General features: G+C 40.1%; 16 protein-coding genes. 4 read left to right on the top strand and 12 right to left on the bottom strand.

All coding sequences use genetic code 11. The annotated features are described in order from the left end of the window. Window positions 1-37: 37 nt before the first annotated feature. The 4 genes from U3A58_RS19805 to U3A58_RS19790 all read right to left on the bottom strand — a co-directional run bounded on the left by U3A58_RS19805 (window position 38) and on the right by U3A58_RS19790 (window position 5,356). Window positions 38-3,523, bottom strand: coding sequence for a SusC/RagA family TonB-linked outer membrane protein (locus U3A58_RS19805; RefSeq protein WP_323826137.1), 3,486 nt, complete (start codon window positions 3,521-3,523; stop codon window positions 38-40). Continuing rightward, window positions 3,520-3,642 (bottom strand): hypothetical protein, encoded by a 123-nt coding sequence (locus tag U3A58_RS19800; protein WP_323826136.1) that lies wholly within the window; start codon window positions 3,640-3,642, stop codon window positions 3,520-3,522. Before U3A58_RS19800 ends, U3A58_RS19805 begins: the two co-directional genes overlap by 4 nt. Before the next feature lie 85 nt (window positions 3,643-3,727). Continuing rightward, window positions 3,728-4,711: a FecR family protein gene (locus U3A58_RS19795; protein WP_323826135.1), complete on the bottom strand. Its 984-nt coding sequence runs from the start codon at window positions 4,709-4,711 to the stop codon at window positions 3,728-3,730. Window positions 4,712-4,828: 117 nt separating this feature from the next. Next, window positions 4,829-5,356: a sigma-70 family RNA polymerase sigma factor gene (locus tag U3A58_RS19790; RefSeq protein WP_323826134.1), complete on the bottom strand. Its 528-nt coding sequence runs from the start codon at window positions 5,354-5,356 to the stop codon at window positions 4,829-4,831. Between the two features lie 431 nt (window positions 5,357-5,787). On the opposite strand from U3A58_RS19790, the gene U3A58_RS19785 reads away from it, so the two are divergent. Further along, window positions 5,788-6,510: a 3-ketoacyl-ACP reductase gene (locus tag U3A58_RS19785; protein WP_323826133.1), complete on the top strand. Its 723-nt coding sequence runs from the start codon at window positions 5,788-5,790 to the stop codon at window positions 6,508-6,510. 29 nt (window positions 6,511-6,539) lie between these two features. Next, complete coding sequence (locus U3A58_RS19780) at window positions 6,540-7,445, top strand: NAD(P)/FAD-dependent oxidoreductase (RefSeq protein WP_323826132.1); 906 nt, start codon at window positions 6,540-6,542, stop codon at window positions 7,443-7,445. Window positions 7,446-7,502: 57 nt separating this feature from the next. Here U3A58_RS19780 and U3A58_RS19775 read toward each other — a convergent pair whose 3' ends face one another. Continuing rightward, entirely contained in the window at window positions 7,503-8,612 is a 1,110-nt protein-coding gene (locus U3A58_RS19775; protein ID WP_323826131.1) for an endo-1,4-beta-xylanase, read from the bottom strand. 188 nt (window positions 8,613-8,800) lie between these two features. Between U3A58_RS19775 and U3A58_RS19770 the strand changes: the two genes are divergently transcribed. Both U3A58_RS19770 and U3A58_RS19765 read left to right on the top strand, forming a co-directional pair. Beyond that, on the top strand, window positions 8,801-10,093 hold the full coding sequence (locus U3A58_RS19770) for a parallel beta-helix domain-containing protein (protein WP_323826130.1): 1,293 nt from the start codon (window positions 8,801-8,803) through the stop codon (window positions 10,091-10,093). Next, on the top strand, window positions 10,093-11,184 hold the full coding sequence (locus U3A58_RS19765; protein WP_323826129.1) for an SO2930 family diheme c-type cytochrome: 1,092 nt from the start codon (window positions 10,093-10,095) through the stop codon (window positions 11,182-11,184). The genes U3A58_RS19770 and U3A58_RS19765 overlap by 1 nt, the downstream gene beginning before the upstream one ends. Before the next feature lie 50 nt (window positions 11,185-11,234). Here the strand turns inward: U3A58_RS19765 and U3A58_RS19760 are convergent, their stop codons facing one another. From U3A58_RS19760 to U3A58_RS19730, 7 genes are all read right to left on the bottom strand, one after another. Beyond that, window positions 11,235-11,828: a porin family protein gene (locus U3A58_RS19760; RefSeq protein WP_323826128.1), complete on the bottom strand. Its 594-nt coding sequence runs from the start codon at window positions 11,826-11,828 to the stop codon at window positions 11,235-11,237. A 59-nt stretch (window positions 11,829-11,887) separates the two neighbouring features. Continuing rightward, the gene (locus tag U3A58_RS19755; protein ID WP_323826127.1) at window positions 11,888-12,970 is read right to left on the bottom strand and encodes an alanine/ornithine racemase family PLP-dependent enzyme; all 1,083 of its coding nucleotides are present in this window, start codon (window positions 12,968-12,970) and stop codon (window positions 11,888-11,890) included. 1 nt (window position 12,971) lies between these two features. Next, a complete protein-coding gene (locus tag U3A58_RS19750; RefSeq protein ID WP_323826126.1) occupies window positions 12,972-13,412 on the bottom strand; it encodes a GNAT family N-acetyltransferase in 441 nt (146 codons plus the stop codon). Beyond that, the gene (locus tag U3A58_RS19745) at window positions 13,409-14,845 is read right to left on the bottom strand and encodes a sodium:solute symporter family protein (protein ID WP_323826125.1); all 1,437 of its coding nucleotides are present in this window, start codon (window positions 14,843-14,845) and stop codon (window positions 13,409-13,411) included. Before U3A58_RS19745 ends, U3A58_RS19750 begins: the two co-directional genes overlap by 4 nt. Window positions 14,846-15,127: 282 nt before the next feature. Continuing rightward, entirely contained in the window at window positions 15,128-15,307 is a 180-nt protein-coding gene (locus tag U3A58_RS19740) for an HD domain-containing protein (RefSeq protein ID WP_323826124.1), read from the bottom strand. A gap of 121 nt (window positions 15,308-15,428) precedes the next feature. Continuing rightward, window positions 15,429-17,279 carry a WD40/YVTN/BNR-like repeat-containing protein gene (locus U3A58_RS19735; protein ID WP_323826123.1) on the bottom strand — a complete coding sequence of 617 codons (1,851 nt, stop codon included), beginning with the start codon at window positions 17,277-17,279 and terminating at the stop codon, window positions 15,429-15,431. Window positions 17,280-17,502: 223 nt separating this feature from the next. Then, window positions 17,503-18,294, bottom strand: coding sequence for a CPBP family intramembrane glutamic endopeptidase (locus U3A58_RS19730; protein ID WP_323826122.1), 792 nt, complete (start codon window positions 18,292-18,294; stop codon window positions 17,503-17,505). Between the last annotated feature and the right edge of the window lie 275 nt (window positions 18,295-18,569).

Genomic DNA, 18,569 nt, shown 5'->3' with positions numbered 1-18,569 from the left:
ACGCTATAGTCATGCTTGATTTCATTCTGCTCATCAATTAAAACTTAAGGGTAAGGTTCACTCCCATATTTCTGGTACTTGGTAACTGGCCCATTTCTATTCCCGGAAGTAAAGTCCCCCCGTTTAAAGCAGCTGTTTCCGGATCAAACATTGGGAATTTGGTCCACATAGCCAGGTCTCTACCATACACTGCAATGGAAGCCTCGCGTATGCTTGTCTTCTGGAGGAATTTGACTGGAATTCCATATTCAAATCTCATCTCTCGAAGCTTAAGAAATGAAGCATCAAATGAATTGGATTCTACATTTGCCCTACGGTATTTGTCTCTATAGTAATCTGCGATATTGACCTCCTTTATGTTTGGAGAAAAAGTACCGTCTCCATTATCAACTACTCCATCTCCTACTATCATTCCGGTTTCTCTGCCTTCCAAGGTGCTTTTAAGCTTACCCATCTCAGTCATTTTGTGGTGCGTTTGAGAATAGACGATACCTCCATATTGCCCGTCAAAAAGAACACTCATTCTAAGGTTCTTGTACACAAATTCATTTCTAAATCCGCCTTTCCACTTCGCATAAGCATTGCCTTGGTATTCGATTTCCGAAGGTCTGGCAGGAAGTCCATTACTTCTGTACACTATTTCTCCTTCGGGAGATCTCACAAATCCAAACCCATAGATATCTCCTGTAGTCCCGCCCACTTTGGCGATAATAGTAGCATTTCCTCCATAGCCGATCACTTGACTTCCATCTACTTCGTCAGCAAGAGAAAGCACTTCATTTTCATTTTTTGCCCAAGTGATGAATGAATTCCACTGGAAATTATTCGTTTTGACAGGACTACCATTAAGTACTAGTTCTATTCCACGGTTTTGAACTTTCCCCGCATTAAGAATTGCACTGGAATATCCTGTGGTGACATCTACAGGAACCTGAAGAATCTGGTTTTTAGTCTCAGAGATGTAGTAATTAATATCAAATCCCAGCCTTCTATTGAAGAAAATCATCTCCAATCCAGTTTCAAAACTGGTAGTAATCTCTGGCTTGAATGCTACATTGTAAAGCGTAGAAGGCACAGAGGCTGAGCCTGGGAATTCGCTTTGTCCATAATACTTGGAAGTACGATACGGATCTGTGTCATTCCCGACTTGAGCGCCTGATACCCGAAGTTTGGCAAAGGATATCGGACTTGGCAATGAAAATATATCCGATAGCACAAAACTGGTACTCACAGAGGGATAGAAGAAGCTATTATTTTGGATCGGAAGCGTACTAGACCAATCATTTCTCCCTGTTATATCAACGAACACTTTTTCATCGAAATCCAATGTCATCAAGCCATACATAGAGTTGATTACACGATTGTTATCATTAGTGGAAAATACCGGATTATTGATACCATTGGCAAGTTTGTACACTCCTGGGATCACAAGTCCATCTACATAGGCAGACATCATTCGAAATTTTCTAGACATGTGATTGGCTCCCACACTAGCTCTCAATGATATTTTCTCTGATAATTGTCCGTTGTAAGTGAACAAGAAATCCGAGTTTTGCTCATAATTAGTGATGTTTTGCTCTTTGAAGTAGCCTCTTCTGAAATTGGCGGTACTGTAAGGTCGCTGTTGTTGCCTCTCTTCTTGGCTCATGGCTAGGCTGGTCCGTACCATCAATTCAAAATGATCACTAAAGGTGTAATTAGCAGATAGGTTTCCAAACACTGAGTTGTTATTCACTGCGTTGGTCATCTCATAGGCGATCAAATAAGGATTGTCTATGAAAGAGCTAAAAGGATGAACCTGCTCCACATTTTTCTGCCCCTCTTTCCAAATAGGTCTATACCATTCCAAGTCAATACTTGGATTTTGAAAGATCATAAAGTAAGCGATTGACTGATTATTATAGCCAGTAGCAGGAAGGTTATCAGAACTCTTATTGGTATAATTCACCTTTGCATTTAGCTTCAATCTTTTGCTAATCTGCTGAGAAGCAGAAAGTGATGCTACCAACCGCTCAAAACCTGTGTTAGGCATGATCCATTCATTCTTGGTCTGAGTGATAGATGCTCTCAATGATCCGCCTTCATTGGCCCCTTCCAAGGCCACGCTATTGACCATATTGAAACCGGTTTCCCAGAAACCCGTCACGTTATCTTCATAAGGTCTCCAAAGCTGACGCTCAGCAGATTGCCCTTCTAAAGTAGGATCATATTGGAAATAAGATTGACCGTTAAATTTCGGTCCATAGGCACTACTTGTTCCTCCAGTACTGGAACCGTCTGCAGATACACCGTAAGAATAATAAGGATCGCCGTCTGCATTGAAGGACTTTCCTGTTCCCTGTCCATATTCGTATTGTCTTTCAGGCCATTTCAGCACATTCTGAAAGCTGAAATTGGAGTTGATCGTCACTCCAAGTCCTTTGGTTCTTCGAGAACCACTTTTTGTGGTCACAATCAAAGCACCGTTTGCAGCCCGGCTACCATAAAGAGCCGTGGCACTCGCACCTTTCAACACATTGATTGACTCGATATCATCTGGATTCAAATCAGCTATTCCATTACCAAAATCTACGGGCACATCATTTCCTGACCCCGCTCCATATGCATTGCTCACCCCCGAGGAAGTCAATCCTGAATTCATCGGAACTCCATCTACTACGATTAGTGCGAAATTTCCATTTGGGTTGAGGGAATTATCTCCTCTTAGGCTGATCTGTGAGGAATTCATAGGTCCAGAACCTGCGGAAAGCACATTTAAACCAGCAACTTTTCCTCTCAAAGCATCTGACCAGTTATTTGATCTAGCATCAAGTAACTGCTCAGAATCCACTTTTTGGGTAGCATAGCCCAGGGCTTTTTCTTCTCTTTTGATACCCAGCGCAGTAACGACCACTTCACCCAGCACATCACTATCCAACCTTAGTCGAATAGTAAGATTCGTTTGGTTTCGCGCTTGAATCTCCTGTCTATCATATCCTACATACGAGAAAATCAAAACTTCTCCTTCGTCCACTGTGATCGCAAATTCACCATCAAGATCCGTGGTGGTTCCTGAGGTAGTTCCTTTGATAATGATATTGACTCCAGGTAGCGTTTCGCCGGTCTCTTCATCAATCACAATCCCAGAAAGACGTACTTCTGCTGCTTGGAAAGGCACTACTACAGCATTTTTCTTTGTGCTTACCGCAATGGTATTATTGATCTGTTTAAACTTCAGCTTCGACTGGCGAGAAATTTCCTCCAGAATGGTCTGAAGATTCATTTTTCGCTTAGAGTAGCTCACTTTAGAAGTAAGATCTAAACCCGTTTCATAGGAAAACTTAAATCCTGATTGTCTTTCGATCTGAACAAAAGATTCTGAAAGCGTCATTTCGAAAGCACTGAAAGAGACAATAGTTTCTTCCAACTTTTGGGCATTGACGCCACTGGCAAACACCATGGAGTGCATCCAGCAACTGAGTAGGCAAGCCGTAAATAATCTCATAACCAAGGTTTTTAAGGCTGGTGGTAACTTTTTTTTCATATGATTATAATTTGATTTTTAAAGGTCATAACCTGTCCCGTGACGAAGGAAACGGGATGGAATCTCGCCTGGAGGATAAACATCCCTCTGTGTGTCGCCTGTGACATGCTCGATTTCATAGATTTTAATTGTTCATGTGATAAAATGTCTAAATCGTTTTTTACTCGAACTGAATGGATTCGTTGGCGCGAATCCATTCGCCTTTTAAGGGCAGTTTTTGAAAGTTAAGGCTACATTTTTACCATCTAATTGATAGCTCAGTGGTATGGAATATTGGATTAGTTGTAGCAGGTTTTCCAAACTTTGCTTTTCATAAGTTCCCGAAATCTCACAGTTGTTATTAGCAGTCAGATTATCTGTAATCTTCACTCCATACCAATCTTCCAGCGTCTTTATCATCTCCGCCATGGGCGTATTGTCAAAAACTATTATATCCTCAGTCCAGGCGAAAAGTGGATCATTTTCGGGTATATCCGAGACAGAACCGACTTTCTGTGTATAGTCCAACCTACGGTTTGGCTGAAGTATAAAAATTGAATCGACTTGATCAGAAACTTTTACTAGACCAGTTTTCACTGCCACTACTTCTTGCTGATTAATGAAGTTTTTGATGAGAAAAGAAGTCCCTAAAACTTCTGTGGTAAGGCTTGCCGACTCCACTCTAAAAGGATGGAGCGTATCTCGTTTTACTTCGAAAAATGCTTCTCCAGTAAGTTTTAACAGTCTATTTTCAGAGAAATTTTCTGCAACCCGAATATGAGTATCATGAAATAAACTAACTGTAGAGCCATCTGGCAGGCGCACCTTTTTGATCATTCCCTTTGCGTTTTCAAATGTCAAAAACTTAGGCACAGGAAGTTCAGATGAGGTAAAAGGCAGCGTATTCATTGCCAAAAGTCCAATTCCAATTCCAATTCCAATTAGAATCGTAAAACATGCGGCCAACTTCCACCATTTCAAGCTTTGCTTGGTGACTGACCTAGGAGCCTTGGCATAGGTTGCTCTCTGAATCTGCTTTAGCATATCAGCCTCTACTTGTTCTTTATTCCGATTCTTGAAATCCTGAATATGAATCTCTGAATCAATACCCTTATCATACCACGAATTGAATTGTTGTATCTCTTCTTTAGAAGCTTTGCCCCGAAGGATTTTAGAAAGGATGCCCGAAAGGACAGAAGGTAATCTCATGGTTAGTTGTCTTTCACTAATTAAGTGTAAAAACAGCCACCCGACTACCGGTTATTTTGATTATCTAATCATGAAATATGAATAGGAAAAAATTAATCTACCCATAACAAAGAGGATTTAGGCCACAAAAAAAATGGCTAAAGCAAGAGCTAAATGCTTTAATTCACCTCGCATAGTTTTAAGCGATTTGGAAAGCTGATTATGAACCGTCTGGGGGGAAACCTTTAGCTTTTCTGCTATTTCATCAACTGAATATCCCTCCAGTCTACTCAGTCTAAAAACCAGCTGGGCTCGCGGAGGAAGCTTCTCTACAGCGATCTCTATCTCTTTATAGAGTTCCTCAAAAGCAAAAACATCTTCTTCATAAAAGAATTCAGGTAAGGTAATAGCGCTATTCGCTCTACTTTTAGCCAGCTCATCAAAGTGCTTCATCACCTGATATTTGACAGCTGTCAGCAAATAGGCTTTAATGCCGGTAATTATCTTCAAGGATTCACGTCTTTGCCATATATCTATAAAAATTTCCTGTAGAATATCCTCCACTACTGCCTGATCGCCTATTTTAGAATAGGCCGACTTGTACATCAATCCCCAATTATCTTTGAAGACCTGTTCGAAATGAGTTGAATTTTGAAAAGCGGACATAATCCTGAGTGGGGTATGACTCAAAATTAATCCCGTTCAGACCTAAAAAGGAATTCGGGAGGTTAAGATATTATTAACAGATAAAACTAATAGAACAAGTAAAGTCCAATAAAGCAGGTTTAACCTTTTCTTTCAAAAAAAGTAAATGAATCTATAAATAATCTCATTACAAATCTTTGTGAATTAAGATTTACTAGTGTGTCTATGTCGAAATACTTACAGGGAAATGGGCCTAAAAGTGATCATTATTATGAGTTCACAAGAATTCCATAGACATACGATGATTAACGCATACTCTAAATTAATTCAAGCTCGTCTTCATTATAAATTAGATAGGAAAGGATTCTCAATAAGTATAACTAGAAAATGACTTTTCTCTGAACTCAAATCCCTTGTTTCTGTTTTGTGACTAATAATAATCATCACAGACTATGCAATCGTTACAAGGAAAAGTGGCGCTGATCACAGGGGCAGGAAAAGGGTTAGGAAAAGCCATTGCCGAAGCATTGGCAAAAGAAGGTGTCCATCTGGCACTTTTGTCCAGAACAAAATCAGATCTTCTGGCAGTCAAAGAACTAGTGGCAGGAATCGATCCCTCACTGAAAGTAGCCATCACTATTGCGGATCAGTCTGATTTCCCAAGCATCAAAGGCGCAATTGCTTCATTGATCTCCGAAGTAGGCGTCCCTGATATTTTGGTAAATAATGCAGGAATAGGGAAGTTTGGTAAATTCCTAGACTTGGATGTAAGTGAATGGGAAAATATCATCAAAGTAAACCTGCTTGGGGTTTATTATGTAATTCACGAAGTACTTCCAGGAATGCTCGCCCGTAAGTCAGGAGATATTGTGAATGTTTCCTCTACTGCCGGACAGAAAGGAAATGCAATGACCAGTGCATACAGTGCATCCAAATTTGGGCTGAACGGCTTGACAGAATCGCTGATGCAGGAAGTCAGAAAATCAGATATCCGCGTATTTAGCATGAGTCCCAGCACGGTGGCAACTGACTTGTCTATCAGCTTGAACCTTACTGATGGCAATCCTGAGAATGTATTGCAGGCCGAGGATTTTGCTGAATTGCTTGTATCACACTTGAAGTTGCCAAAAAGAGCATTGGTAAAAAACGTGGAGTTTTGGTCTACCAATCCTTGATAGAAAATTATAATTCAAACTGAGCCAACATGGATGCAAGCAAATTTGATGTAATCATACTAGGTGGAAGCTATTCAGGACTTTCAACGGCTATGGCATTGGGCAGATCTCTGAGAAAAGTGTTGGTCATTGACGCTGGTAAACCCTGCAATAGACAAACCCCTCATTCCCATAATTTTTTGACTCAAGACGGAAAGACTCCTGCAGAAATATCCTCTGCAGCAAGAGCACAAGTGGAAAAATATAATAAAGTCACTTTCTTTTCAGGATTTGCGGTAGAAGGGAGAAAGACCAAATCGGGCTTCGAAATCAAAACCGATAATGGTGACGTTTTTGAAGGAAAAAAACTGATTTTAGCTACTGGGGTTAAAGATATTATGCCCGAAATTCCCGGCTTTGCCGAATGTTGGGGAATATCTGTGATCCACTGTCCTTATTGTCATGGATATGAAGTGAGAAATAAGATAACTGGGATTTTAGCCAACGGTGATTTCGGATATGAATTTGGAAAGATGATCACCAACTGGACAAACGATCTAACGCTCTTCACCAATGGTAAATCAAAATTGACTTCAGAACAATCAAAAAAACTGACATCTAAAGATGTAAAAATCCTCGAAACTGAGATTGAAAGCATTGAGCATTCAGCTGGAAAGCTTAAACATTTGAACCTTAAAGACGGCAGTAAGTTTTCTCTAAATGCTGTTTATGCAAAGGCAGATTTCGTGCAAAGTTCGGAAATTCCATTACAGTTAGACTTGGAGCTGACTGAGCACGGGCTAATTAAAGTGGATCACTTTCAAAAAACTACCATTCAGGGAGTTTATGCATGCGGAGATTCTACTACCATGTTTCGGTCAGTATCACAGGCAGTGGCGTCAGGAACTATGGCAGGAGCTGCGTGCAACAAGGAATTGATTGATGAAGCTTTTTAGAAAAAAATAGGGGTAATTTCAAGTTATGAAATTGCCCCTATTTATACTTAGCCGCGTTTATTTGACAACTGAAGCAAGTTTCTCAAACACAGCTTTTTTTGGTTCAAGGTTTCTGTCAAAAAGTAACGGATAATTAGTACGCCCTCGCACAGGGAAATTGTTCAACCAGCTTCTTCCATCGTGCAGTCCCCAGAAAGTGACCCGGCTGATTTTTTCTTTATGCTTTTCATAAATCGCAAAAATATCTGCATATCGCTGTGCGAGTCGAGCCTCAGCTTCTGGGGTGATCCCTTTCTTAAAGGGATTGTATTCATCTGAATTGGCAAAGTTCATATTCAGATCTGCACCTACAGCTCTTCGAGGACGGGGCAGTACATCCACATCCAACTCTGTAATCATCACTTTGAAACCAGCTTCGTGAATATCAATGATACCTTGCTCGATTTCTTCAAGAGTTGGCGTATCCAGTTGATAATGTCCTTGCATCCCTATGGCGTCCACTTTGATCCCCTCTGACTTCATTTCTTTGGCAAAATCAAGAATACCTTTCCGCTTCGAAGCCTTCCATACATTGTAATCATTGTAGTAAAGTTCAGCTTCAGGATCAGCAGTATGGGCTTTGCGAAAAGCTTCCTTGATAAAATCTTTGCCGGCAATCTGATACCACTTTGAATTCCGAAAACTTCCGTCCTCTTCAAACGCCTCATTCACCACATCCCAGCCATGGATTTTGCCTTTGTAGCGACCTGCTACGGCTTCAATATGATTTTCCATCCTGCTGAGCAGCACATCCTTATTCACGGAATTCCCCAATTCATCTTCGAAAACCCAGTTTGGAACCTGCTGATGCCAAACCAAACAATGACCAATCGTAAATGCCCCTATTTTTTCACCTAAAGCCACATAAGCATCTCCAAATTCGAAACTATAACGATCCGGCTCTGGATGTACTAATTGCCATTTCAGTCCATTTTCAGGACTAAGACTATTGAAATGCGCTGCTATTATTGCCTGGGCATGAGGCTCTTTTCCTGAAACTTGCTGACCATTCACAGCAACTCCCACATAAAAGCTATTCTTGAAAATATCCTTTAAACTTTCACTTTTTGGCTTTTGAGCTGAAAAAACACAAGTTAAAGTTATAAGTAGTAGGGTGTTCTTGAGCATGTGACGTTCACTTTTTATGAATTTGTAAATTAGCAAAAAGATTAAGCATGTACTGGGCACTTAAAAAAAAGCATCTTTTTTTTTCTTGATATTAGCATAGGCCGTATCCCATTATTTGACAAAAGTCAAGGCATAAAGTTTCGTAACTACTTAGCTTTAAATGGATTCTTAATACCACCCAAAAAACCATGAAGCAAGTAAACTACTCCGTCCTATTCTTAGTCTTGATCAGTGGTATCGCCTGCAGTAGCTCATCTAGCGAACGTACTTTTGACAGTTCTACGCTTCCTAGAATGACACAGGAACAGACAGAAAAAGTCATTGAAGACTTTATCATGGCAGAAGATGGGGCGATTATCGATATCCCCGCGGGCTTTTACGAGTTGAGCACCCAGCTGATCCTTGACAATAAATCTAAGGTGCTGATTAAAGGAGCTGGACTGAAGCAAACTGTTCTTTCTTTCAAAAATCTTAAAACTGGTGGGGAGGGAGTGAAACTGGTTGGCAATATCATCACCATTCAAGACCTGACCATCGAAGACGCACCTGGAGATGGAGTTAAGGCACAGCATGCGGATGGAATTACCTTTCGAAGAATAAACGTCACCTGGACCAATGGCGACAAATCAAAAAATGGCACTTATGCGATTTATCCGGTGCAATGTAAAAATGTGATGATCGACGCATGCATCGCCTCTCATTCCCGTGATGCAGGAATCTATGTAGGTCAATCTGAGAATATTATTGTCAAAAATTCGCTTGCCTTCGGAAATGTAGCAGGAATCGAAATCGAAAATTGTGACAATGCAGAAGTGTTCAATAATATAGCGAGGAATAACGCAGGAGGTATTCTTGTATTCAACTTACCAGGTTTGCCAAAGGCGGATGGGAAAGGCACGAAAATCTACGATAACGACATCATCGAAAACAATCACGAAAACTTTGCGACAGCGCTGGGAGAAGGGCCAAATGGAAATACAGTGACGATGATACCTCCGGGCTCAGGAGTAATTCTACTGGCGGCCAAAGAAGTTGAGGTGTATAATAACCGTATTCTTCGCAATAAAACAACGGGAGTGGCTATTGCCAGCTATCAAATCACTGGCTTCCCCAGTGAGGCTCCAAACTGGTCACCTTTCTCCAAGGATGTGTATGTCCATGACAATGAATACGACCGCAGCAGAGGGTTTCCCGATTTGAGCAGAGAACTGGGGCAATTAATCAGCATTTATAATGCCCACGGCAAAGCCAAAACCCAAGATATCATTTACGATGGCTTTTGGGATGAGTCGATTAGTAATGATATTTCAACTAATCCAATGAGAATTTGTCTTTCAGAAAAAGGCATGAAAGATCTATACTTTACCCGATTCTCACTCATGAATGGGGAGGATAATATTGAAGCATTTGCAGATGCTTCACCCTTCCAAAACTGTACGGTCAGCGTAAATACAAACGTCAGCACTATCGCTGAGATGTAATGAGAACAAGTAAGATTTTCTGTGGAGTTAATTTATTGCTAGCCTTGGTGATTTTCACCTTTGCTTGCAAAAAGGAAACTACCAGCTCGCAAGCCATAGAGACCATTTTAGAAGACGAGCTAGCAGATGGTGTTTTTCCTTATAAAAGTCTATCTACTTATGGATTCTTTGCTGGGGAATTGAATAAGCTCAATCCAGTAGAAGCTGTAATACCATACCAGCCAGCCTCATCACTTTTCACCGATTATGCGCTGAAAAGCCGGTTCATATTCTTTCCTGAAGGATTAAAAGCGACTTTGACAAGCAATGAACTAGATTTTCCTAAGGGAACAGTTTTGATCAAAAACTTCTATTATCCAGCAGACTTCAGAAAACCGGAAAGCGAAAGAAGAATCATTGAAACCAGACTATTAATCAATAGCGAAAAAGGCTGGGAAGCATTCCCTTATATCTGGAATGAGAGCCAGACTGAGGCAGTCCTCAAAGTAGTAGGAGGAGAAACTGAGGTTGCTTTCACCGATTATAATGGAAAAGATCAGGTGATCAATTACATCATACCGAATAAAAATCAGTGTAAAACCTGCCATAATAAATCTGAGGTATTGGCTCCTATTGGTGTGAAAGTTCAACACTTAAATAATGTATTGGAATTCAGTTCTGGCAAAGCCAATCAACTAGCACATTGGACGGCATTAGGCAAATTGGAAGGCTTCGAGGGTGAAACTTCCCATCCTTCGATGATTGATTATGAAGACAAGAGTCTTCCCTTAGATTATCGGGCGATGGCTTACTTGGACATCAATTGCGCGCATTGCCATAGCGCTGAAGGCTCAGCGAGTACTTCAGGGCTTTTCTTAACCTATGACCAGACTGACCCAAAGAAATTAGGTGTAAACAAAATCCCTGTGGCAGCTGGAAATGGGGCTGGTACTTTTGACTTCGACATTGTTGCTGGCAAAGCAGATGAATCCATTCTTACCCATCGAATGAATTCCACAGAAGTTGGGATAGCCATGCCAGAGCTAGGCAGAACAACAGTCCATAAGGAAGGAGTCCAACTGATCAGAGATTGGATAGACGGAATGAACTAAAAAAGGCTCCGCCAATTAAGACGGAGCCACTAATTCTATATTGAATCTTCTTAGAAAGTATAACCAGCAGATAGCTTGAAGCCTCTGTTATATACATCGGCATCACTGTCTTTGAAGATCGGCGTGAAGCCATAATCATAGGAAGCCTGCACGTTGAAGCCTTTTGGAAGATTATATCCAACACCCAGCACTAGGCTTAAATCAGTTTCTTTGATTGCTTCTGAGTCGTAAGAAACGGTGTTGCCAAAGAAATCTCCTTCAAACTTAGAACTTGCAAGAAAGGAGATCTGAGGTCCGGCGAAGATATTGATCCCAGCTGAAGGATACATTCTAAAAAGCACTGGGACATCCACATAATTCAGAATTGCTCTGCTATTGGCAAAGTCATCATTTTGTGTTCCCTTCACAGAATAGTACACTCCTGGCTCCAAGGACAGACGATCCGTCATAAATAACATGGTGTAACCACCCACGTGAAACCCGACTCTATTGGTGTAAGCATTTTCTGAGACATCGTCACCGCCAAAGTTGAAAAGGCTGGCTCCACCTCTGACACCAAATCCACCCAATTTTTCCGATGATTGTGCTTGAGACAGTTGGACTGCTCCGAGTCCAAGGGCAAGAAATAACACTACTTTTTTCATAGTCAAATACTAATTGGTTTCCCAACTGTATTCCCACGACCATGCCAAAGAGCAAATACTTAGTCTAAATTCTCTATTACTTTTTTATCGATATAGTTTGAATTCAGCAGACTCAATGCGCCCATATATTTCATATCAAAATTTAGCGTATCCCCGACCTTATAGTTATTCGGATTTTTCCCTAAGTTAATAATCAACATATCTGAACTAGCGCCAAGGACTTCATATTTATCATCACTCGGAATCAGATATTTAGGGTCTACATCTAACAATCCAATGTCGATGATTGCTCTAAAAGAACTTTGACCATAGAGAGTTTGGTCAATCTCGGCAGTTTCCCCTTGTGGGTTAGCAGCTAGATTCCCGACGGGTAGGAGGGGTTTTTCCTGCATTTCTATGATCTCCGCATGCAGCTCAAAGACATCTCCGTTCATCCCCTCAATCACTTTTTCTTCAAATAAATCTAACCCGAAAAACAAGGTTTCCCCTATGCGAAAATGATTGATTCCTTTGGGTAGCTGCTGAGTCAGCATCAAAGGAATCGTGACGGAAGTACCGGCAGAAACCCAGGGGATTTCCTTGTTGAATTTCAGTTCGATGATTTGCTTATACAGCGATAGCTGAATGAGCTTATCCGTAGAAGGCATTACGCCGTTCAGACAATTCAGATTAGTCCCTAGGCCGATGACTTCTATGTTTGGAAGCTGGAAGATTTGGGAATAAAATTCCACCAATTGCTCCCCCATTACACCTTCGCGAAGGTCGCCGGTCTCCACCATAATGATAATCTTATGCTTTTTACCTTGCTCCTTTGCTTCCTTGCTGATCCATCGGATAGTTTCCAATTCGCTGTTCAAACTAACATCTGCAAACTGAACCATTTTACCCACATTCCTTTTGGACACAGGCTTAATGTATGCGGTCTGGATTTCGGGATTAAGGGATTTGACCATAGCAAGATTAGATATCCTACTATCATGCACTTCCTTCACGCCAAGGTTGATTAGCTCTTGGAGGAAAAGTCTATTGCCGCAGAGCAATTTTGACACTACTCCCCAAGAAACATCATTTGCTGTAAAGGTCTTCTTGAGAAACTCAAAGTTCTCTTTAAGTTTAGCTTTATTTAATGTTAGGTAAGCCATTTTACTTGGTCAACCTCATTTCAAGGTATTTATTGGTAAATCCAATTCGTTCGTATAGTTTGTGAGCAGGATTGTCTGGCTCCACGTGTAGAGCTATAGATCCATTAGCCATTTTGATAGCAGTATCCATAATTTTTCCTCCAATACCTTTTCCTCTTTGGGCTGCATCTACAGCAATATATACCAAGATGTTTTCCGGGATATAGCCAGACATACCTGTCTTATTCATGATTAGCGCTCCGAGAAGTTTGCCATGCTCACGAGCCATCACTACAAAACCTCCAGCATGGAGACTTTGATCTAAGGCATAATCGAGGCATTTCATGATATCTTCCTTTGGGTCGCCATATTGTCCTAGGTGAATGAAAAGAAAGTCTGCGATTTCTTTCTTTTGCAGATAAGTCGCAGAATCAATAGTTGATAGAGTTTCTAGTTTGATCATATAGATTTTAACTTTGAACTGTTATTTTTTTCATAATAAATCACCGACAAAAACGTCAGCAAAGAGAGTAATAATCCGAATAAATTGGCATCCAATCCTAATGGGAGCGAAACTTCGGATATTATCAATCCCGCGGTCAAAGACCCTCCAGTGATCATGGACGAAGTAGCTGCTTTGGCACTAGTCTGCCCAAAGAATAAACCCGCTACTACAGGCACAAGAAGTCCCGATACCATAAATGCATAGGAATATAGCATCAAACTCAAAACTTCCGTCATCTGCCAAGCAATTATAATTGCGGCAATACCGATCACTAATGTCAACAATTGAGAAATTCTCATCTCTTCTTTTAGCGTTTTATATTTGAAGAACCTTCCTAAAATATCCGTAGTCATGTTACCCGAAGCTGCCATCAAGCAGGAATCAGCGGTGGAAAGAACTGCGGAGAAATAGGCTGACATCATCAATCCCAAAATACCAGCCGGTAAAATCTGACTTAACAAAACAGGAAGTCCCATCTCAGGATCCATTGCCGTCGTAAATCCTTCCAATGCACCTTGCTCCACTGCCACTCTGGACAGTAAACCCAAAGAAACGCCTAATAGTGCCATGATTGGCCATTCAAATAATCCTGCGATAAACCAAGCCTTCTTAGCTGATTTCACATCGCGTGCTGCAAAGATCCGCTGGTAAAGCGTCATGCCCACAAACCATATAGGAATAATTGTAATTCCCCAGTTGGCCAAATTCTGCCAAGTAAGATTAGTAAACGAGAAAAATTCCTGCGGCAAGGTACTTTGTATCCCTTCCCAGCCACCTACGAAATTATATGAAATCGGAATCCCAATAAACATCAATCCTGCCATCAAGACAATCCATTGAATCGTATCGGTGTAAATAACGGCTTTCAATCCACCCATTACGGTGTAAATCACAGCCACAGCTCCCATGATCAAAAGTGCATATGAAAGATCAAGCTCTTTGAAAGTACCTGAAGCAAGCTTTGCCCCAGCCAATAATTGCGAAGAAGTAAAACCTAAGTATCCTAAAAAGCAAATGACCGCTGCGACTTTGGCAGTAGTCGAATTATACAAATGCCCTATGATCTGTGGAAAGGTAAAAAACTTGGCAAAAGCCGGATCAGACTTAACTCTGGGAATCAAAATCACTGCCGCAAGCCAAGCGCCCAGAAGTCCTGTAAAAAGCATCCAGGAACCTGATAATCCCATCACAAAACCCAGACCGCCTAAGCCGATTGAAAACCCTCCTCCTACGTCAGTTGCTACGACGGATAGACCGATATGCCAGGGACCAATATTCCTGCCCCCCACATAGTAATCCTCCTGACCTGAGTTCTTTTTCATGTAAAAAAATCCCACACCCAGCATAGCCAGCATGTAGGCGACGAAGATCCCCAGATCTATCCAGCTCATATCTATTTTCTATTTGTAACAAAATCTCTCTAAAATATAATTTTTCAAAGTTAAGCATAAAGGCTCACATTCAAAATTTTATTGGGTTTAAAGGAAAATATTGATCTTTGAGTGCAATTTTGGATTAGAATAGTTCAAAATATAGATTTAGAAGGTAGTACGAAGACAGGAGACCGAAGCAGAGATATTCTACAGCAATGGATAAATAGTAGTCACTACAGTTACTAGTTAGGCTGAGGATCAAACTAGAGCGAATCTTCTAGGTTAAAAAAATAAGAAGATTTAAGGCAAAAGTAGTTTTAGATCTGCCAAAACAATGGTCATCGTAGCCAAATGCCAACTATGCTCAGCATCATTTTCCTGCCTGTCGCTGTTGAATAAGCGAGTTTTGCGCTGAATGTATTTCAACTTGTCGATTTCTTTTATGAAAGCTACATGCTTTAGTAAATTGGATGTGTGCATTGTACTGGTAAAGATTGAGTTGATTTTAATGCGGCGGGGAAGTCAGGAAAATTGCTACTAACGTTTAGTGTAAAATGCGTTTTAATGCATTTTTCCACAGTGTTATATCTTGTTTTTTCTATTATTTTCTTTCAAATATTCCTTTTGCTGAAGTTGTATAGAGCGTGCCATTACTTCCTTCTGTTATTCCAAAATTTACGAAATCCGTTAGACCAGTTTTGTATTCTTTCCAAATAGTGTCATTAGATTCCAACCTATAAATTCCTTCACCAAGCGTACCGCAAATAATTGAAGAGTCTGAAGTGGCACATAATGATGTTACGGTTAAATAGTTATCATCTTCTCGTAAGCCTGAATTGAATTCTGTCCAGGTTAGGCCGTCGTCAATCGATTCGTGAATACCTTCAGCATATCCGCCTGCATAAATTACATTATTCGATTTAGTAAAGGTCCATGCAAAGAAATTCTCATCGGTATTTTCCCAGGTGTCGCCTTGATCATCAGAACGAAGTGTTCCACGAGAAGTTCCTAAGAGCAAGGAACCTTTAGGCGTTCGAATGGCTGTTCTGAAGGCATTTTGTTCAAATCCTTCAGTATTATATTTTGACCAATCATGGCCATCATTAATGGAAAAATACACACCATCATCTTGAGCACAAGCAACAAGTAATTTTGAATCTAATTCATATAAAAAAATCATCTCACTTTTCAAATCAGCAATCTGCGTCCACTGATCTCCATTATCTTCAGTACTGAGAATTGAACCATTTTCAGCCATAAGTATTTTTCCGTTGGACAGTTTAACCAAACTACCCACTCCAAGCCTTATTTGCTCCCATTTCTTAACTGGAATTGCGGCACGCCAAATACCTGATTCACCATGCGCGAATAAGTAATTGTTGCTTTCTAAAATCTGGAATACCACCCAATTCTCAATTTCTTTACCTGTTTGTATCCAACTTTCACCTTTATCCTCTGAAATAAATATGGATGAAACATTACTGCCTGTAATCAGTTGTTGACTTGCTGTTGTTATTATTAATCGTAATTGAAATTCGTTTAAGCCCATTGGTTGCCATGTTTCACCCTGATCATCAGATTTAAAAACACCCCGGTCTCCAATATTGAATTGATAACCTGTGCTTGCGAATAGTGTGTTTTCTAGTATTGTTAAGTCACTAACTTTTGTGTTTTGAGAAATGCCTTTATCAGATTTTGACCAAGACAGCCCTTTATCCTCGGATTTATAAATACCACCACCTATTGTCCTTGCTGCATCTTGAGGGTCTCCAACGGAGGCAAACAATATTCCATTAAAATCAACAATTGCAGATATCGGAATTGAATCTGGTAATCCAATAACATCCGTGGACCATGAATTTCCGCTATCTACTGAGCGATAAATGGAATTTTCCCCCGTGCCAGACGCAAACATAATTTCAGAGGCTGGATTGAATACACCTTTGATATTTTCAGCAGTAATAGAAGTTTGTTGCCATGTCAGGCCATCATCCTCAGATACAAAAACCCCAGCTTTAGCATCGTTAGGAGCAGCCTCACCTATAAATGTTGCCGAAGTGAAAATTCTCCCATCTGGAGTCTGGATAATTTTAAAGATGTATATATTATTTTCAAATCCAACAGGAGTCCAAGATTCACCTTTATCAACTGACCGAAAGATTCCACCACGATAAGCACCAACCAATAGTGCCCCGGTTTCAGATACTAATATATCACTTGGCATCCCTTTGAAATTTGTCAGTTCCCAAGTATTGCCTTGATCTTTGGATTTGTACAATTCAGAAGCACCTGCATAATATGTTCCGTCAGAAGCCTCTGCGAAACATCTTATTTGAGCAGATATTGGAGCAGGTAATTTCACCCAATCGGTTTCAGAGCGTTTTTCTTGACATCCAAAAACTAGAATACCAATAATTATAACTAATAATATTTTTGAAGTCTGTTTTTTCATTTTAAATAAGATATAACATTTTGCAGCTAAGAAACGTGGGGCTTTCGAAGTACTTACCTGTCCGCCTGTGACAAGGTAGCCACGAAGAACGAACCTTGCTGACATCTTTGTCCGCCCCATGTTTTCTTAGGTGCTGTTAGGGCTTGTTTTTTAATCATTTGTCTTAGTCTGCCGTGAAGTCGGATGTATTTAAAGTTCAGCTATTACTCTGAATATTGAGCTATTATTTTGATGATGAAGTATCGAATCTTTTCTTAATGAACATGAATAAAATAATTGAAATAATTATTGAACCTAATACAAATGATATAATTCCAGGATCATAGTCTGCAGGCCACTTTGTCTCGAAAATTGGTTGAAGCATAGCCTTATTTTGTCCATCTAAACCAGAAACAGAATGCAACAATATATTTGATATAACATGAGCGCCTATAGCTGTCCATAATGTGCCTGTTAGAATAAAGGCATAAGTAAATATGAAAGAATATGTTGCGGTAGTAATTACCATCTTCAATCCTTCTATAGGTAAACCTAAACCAATGAGATGGGATAATCCAAATGGTAATGCCATAATCCATGCTGCCTTACGCCATCCTAATAGTCGGCTTACTACTATTAAAGGAAATCCACGGAATGTTAATTCTTCAAAAAAATTTCCCCAAAAATAACTGTGTGCTTCTTTAAGAACTTCCATACCTTTTAAAGAGCCTGTTATGAAATGAAATGGGACAAAAGCGTAAAGTATTAATCCTATTAAGATAATTACTGTCATTCCTATACCTCCCCCCAAAATAAAGTTGATGAAAGATTTTGAACAAAGCTTTAATCCTAAGGCTTCTTTCGGAATGTTGCTTTTTTCAAGAAGCCTATTATTACCGACAATCATAAGTAAAACTGCGATCACTGCGGCAGAAATGCGTACAAAGTATGATATAACAGTCTGATTAGGAAACGTTGCTTGGGTAAAAATAATAAGTACCCATGCTGCTATAAACAAAATAAAAAATAAAAGCATTGAGCGACCACTTATTTTGAAGCCCTTCTTCGGTAGGAAATAATTTGGGTATTGATACAACATTGTAATTTAGAAGATTATAATTAACCTTTCAGTACTTTCAGCTTAGGCATATTAACCTAAAGCTAAATGTTAGTTTTCTTAAATGAGCCCTAACGTCAGACTGTCTAAAAACTCATTCAAAATTTCACTAAAAATACCCACTATCCCGATGGGACTTATCGGGTGATTTTTGTATCTTTTTATATGAAATTTATCCAAGGAACTGACCGCAC

Origin of the sequence: Algoriphagus persicinus, from assembly GCF_035156415.1 — a bacterium.
GTDB classification, from domain to species: domain Bacteria; phylum Bacteroidota; class Bacteroidia; order Cytophagales; family Cyclobacteriaceae; genus Algoriphagus; species Algoriphagus persicinus.
This window is presented reverse-complemented; position numbering and strand designations above follow the sequence as displayed.

Coding starts and splice junctions, on each gene's coding strand:
- U3A58_RS19805 (WP_323826137.1), bottom strand. CDS start 3,523: ATGAAAAAAAAGTTACCACCAGCCTTAAAAACCTTGGTTATGAGATTA.
- U3A58_RS19800 (WP_323826136.1), bottom strand. CDS start 3,642: ATGAAATCGAGCATGTCACAGGCGACACACAGAGGGATGTTTATCCTC.
- U3A58_RS19795 (WP_323826135.1), bottom strand. CDS start 4,711: ATGAGATTACCTTCTGTCCTTTCGGGCATCCTTTCTAAAATCCTTCGG.
- U3A58_RS19790 (WP_323826134.1), bottom strand. CDS start 5,356: ATGTCCGCTTTTCAAAATTCAACTCATTTCGAACAGGTCTTCAAAGAT.
- U3A58_RS19785 (WP_323826133.1), top strand. CDS start 5,788: ATGCAATCGTTACAAGGAAAAGTGGCGCTGATCACAGGGGCAGGAAAA.
- U3A58_RS19780 (WP_323826132.1), top strand. CDS start 6,540: ATGGATGCAAGCAAATTTGATGTAATCATACTAGGTGGAAGCTATTCA.
- U3A58_RS19775 (WP_323826131.1), bottom strand. CDS start 8,612: ATGCTCAAGAACACCCTACTACTTATAACTTTAACTTGTGTTTTTTCA.
- U3A58_RS19770 (WP_323826130.1), top strand. CDS start 8,801: ATGAAGCAAGTAAACTACTCCGTCCTATTCTTAGTCTTGATCAGTGGT.
- U3A58_RS19765 (WP_323826129.1), top strand. CDS start 10,093: ATGAGAACAAGTAAGATTTTCTGTGGAGTTAATTTATTGCTAGCCTTG.
- U3A58_RS19760 (WP_323826128.1), bottom strand. CDS start 11,828: ATGAAAAAAGTAGTGTTATTTCTTGCCCTTGGACTCGGAGCAGTCCAA.
- U3A58_RS19755 (WP_323826127.1), bottom strand. CDS start 12,970: ATGGCTTACCTAACATTAAATAAAGCTAAACTTAAAGAGAACTTTGAG.
- U3A58_RS19750 (WP_323826126.1), bottom strand. CDS start 13,412: ATGATCAAACTAGAAACTCTATCAACTATTGATTCTGCGACTTATCTG.
- U3A58_RS19745 (WP_323826125.1), bottom strand. CDS start 14,845: ATGAGCTGGATAGATCTGGGGATCTTCGTCGCCTACATGCTGGCTATG.
- U3A58_RS19740 (WP_323826124.1), bottom strand. CDS start 15,307: ATGCACACATCCAATTTACTAAAGCATGTAGCTTTCATAAAAGAAATC.
- U3A58_RS19735 (WP_323826123.1), bottom strand. CDS start 17,279: ATGAAAAAACAGACTTCAAAAATATTATTAGTTATAATTATTGGTATT.
- U3A58_RS19730 (WP_323826122.1), bottom strand. CDS start 18,294: ATGCTTTTATTTTTTATTTTGTTTATAGCAGCATGGGTACTTATTATT.